The 1,795-nt window shown below is 56.9% G+C and carries 2 protein-coding genes; both read left to right on the top strand.

Annotated features, from left to right (window positions below):
* Positions 1-1,272, top strand: a 1,272-nt coding sequence (locus K1V27_RS22430) for a DDE-type integrase/transposase/recombinase (protein ID WP_258932512.1), incomplete at its 5' end; no start/stop codon positions are given.
* Positions 1,269-1,795 (top strand): ExeA family protein (locus K1V27_RS22425; protein WP_258932511.1); only part of this gene is annotated, 527 nt, incomplete at its 3' end. The genes K1V27_RS22430 and K1V27_RS22425, both read left to right, overlap by 4 nt.

Here is a 1,795-nt window from a genome sequence, read left to right as displayed (position 1 = left end):
GTATTTCGGTTCGGGGTCATCAGTGATTTTGTCAACTGCAACCACTTGAGTCATGCAAAACGGGCCAGGCTGCTGCGAGAAAAGTGCGAAAAAGAGTGGCAGATCCCCCATTCTGCTCGCAGCCGGCTGTCGGCTTCCACCATTCGAGAGTGGATAAGAGTCTACCAGAAGGCCGGAGGGCGGTTGGAGGCGCTTTATCCAAAAAGCCGAAGGGATAAGGGAGTGGCCCGTGCCATCGATGAAGAAACCGGCCAGGCGATCATTCGGCTGCGCCACGAGCTGCCTGAGAGCCCTATTAATGCGCTCATCTCCGAGATGCAGCAGCGATCGCTCTTAAAGCCGGGCGAGGTGTTGACTCAGGCAACCGTCTACCGGTTTCTCCATCGGGCGGGGCTGCTCCGTCCGCAATGTCCGGCCCCGGTGGACCGCCGCAAGTTTGAAGCCGAGCTTCCCAATGACATTTGGCAGTCGGATGCCATGCACGGACCGATGATCCGCGTGGGCGATAAAAAACGCAAAACCTATCTGTTTGCCTTCATAGATGACATGAGCCGCCTGATTCCTCATGCCGAGTTCTATCTCAGCGAAGGCCTGCCTTCTTTTCTTTCCGCCTTGCGTTGTGCCCTGCTCAAACGAGGGCTCCCGCGAAAACTCTATGTCGACAACGGCCCCGCCTTCAGATCCACTCTCCTTCGGGAAATCACCGCCTCCCTTGGCATCGCTCTGGTTCACTCCAAGCCCTACAAGCCCGAAGGGCGGGGCAAGGTGGAAAGGGTCTTCAAGACTATCCAAACCCAATTTCTGCCCGGCTTTAAGGGCAACTGCCTGGATGAGCTCAATGAAGCCCTCGATTGCTGGCTGCGAGATGTCTACCATAAAAGGCCCCATGGCGCGACCGCAGAGCCCCCTCTCAAACGCTATGCCGATCACATGGAGTGTATCCGCCCCGCTCCCAAAGACCTCGAAGATTACTTCCGCAAACGCGCCCGAAGACGTGTTGCCAAAGACCGCACCGTGGCCTTGAACGGCAGGCTCTATGAAGCCCCGGTACCGCTCATTGGGAAACAGATCACGCTGCTCTACCATGACCATGATCCGGCCCGCGTGGAAATTACCCTGGAAGGGCGCTCCCATGGCTTCCTCACGGTTCTCGACCTCAACGCCAACTGCCGGGTCAAACGCTATTCACAGCGTCTAGTGTTGGAAAGCTCCCCGCCACAGTCCATCCCCACCGGCAGGCTGGCCTTTGCCGGCGAGGAGGAAACCTCATGAAACCTCTCTATCGAACCTTTTTCGGTTTTACCCGTGAGCCCTTTACCGCCGAGCTCAAAGCGGACCAGATCCTGCAAACCGCGGAAGTGACCGCGGTTGCAGAGCGCTTCGACTATGCGGTGAACCTCGGAGCCATCGCCCTGGTGACCGGAGAAGTCGGCAGCGGCAAGTCCACCGCTCTCAGATGGGCATTGAACCGTTTGCACCCCTCAGAGTTCCGCCCTATCTGGATCACAGCTTGCTCCGGCTCCATCCTGGAACTTTACCGCTTGCTCAGCTCTGAGCTGGAAATGGAAACCGCAACTTACTCCCGAGCCACTCTTTTGAAATTTATCCGCCGCCAGATCCTTGAGCTGACAGATGGCCGCAAACAAAAACCGGTCCTCATTATTGATGAGGCATCGCTTCTGCGCCTTGAAGTCTTTGCCGAACTGCACACCCTCACCCAGTTCGAGGGAGACTCAAGACCTCTTCTTCCCATCATTTTTGCCGGCCAGAATAACTTGCTCGATCTGCTCCTCTA

Origin of the sequence: Desulfoferrobacter suflitae, assembly GCF_022603395.1 — a bacterium.
Taxonomy (GTDB): Bacteria; Desulfobacterota; Syntrophobacteria; order Syntrophobacterales; family Syntrophobacteraceae; genus Desulfoferrobacter; species Desulfoferrobacter suflitae.
This window is presented reverse-complemented; position numbering and strand designations above follow the sequence as displayed.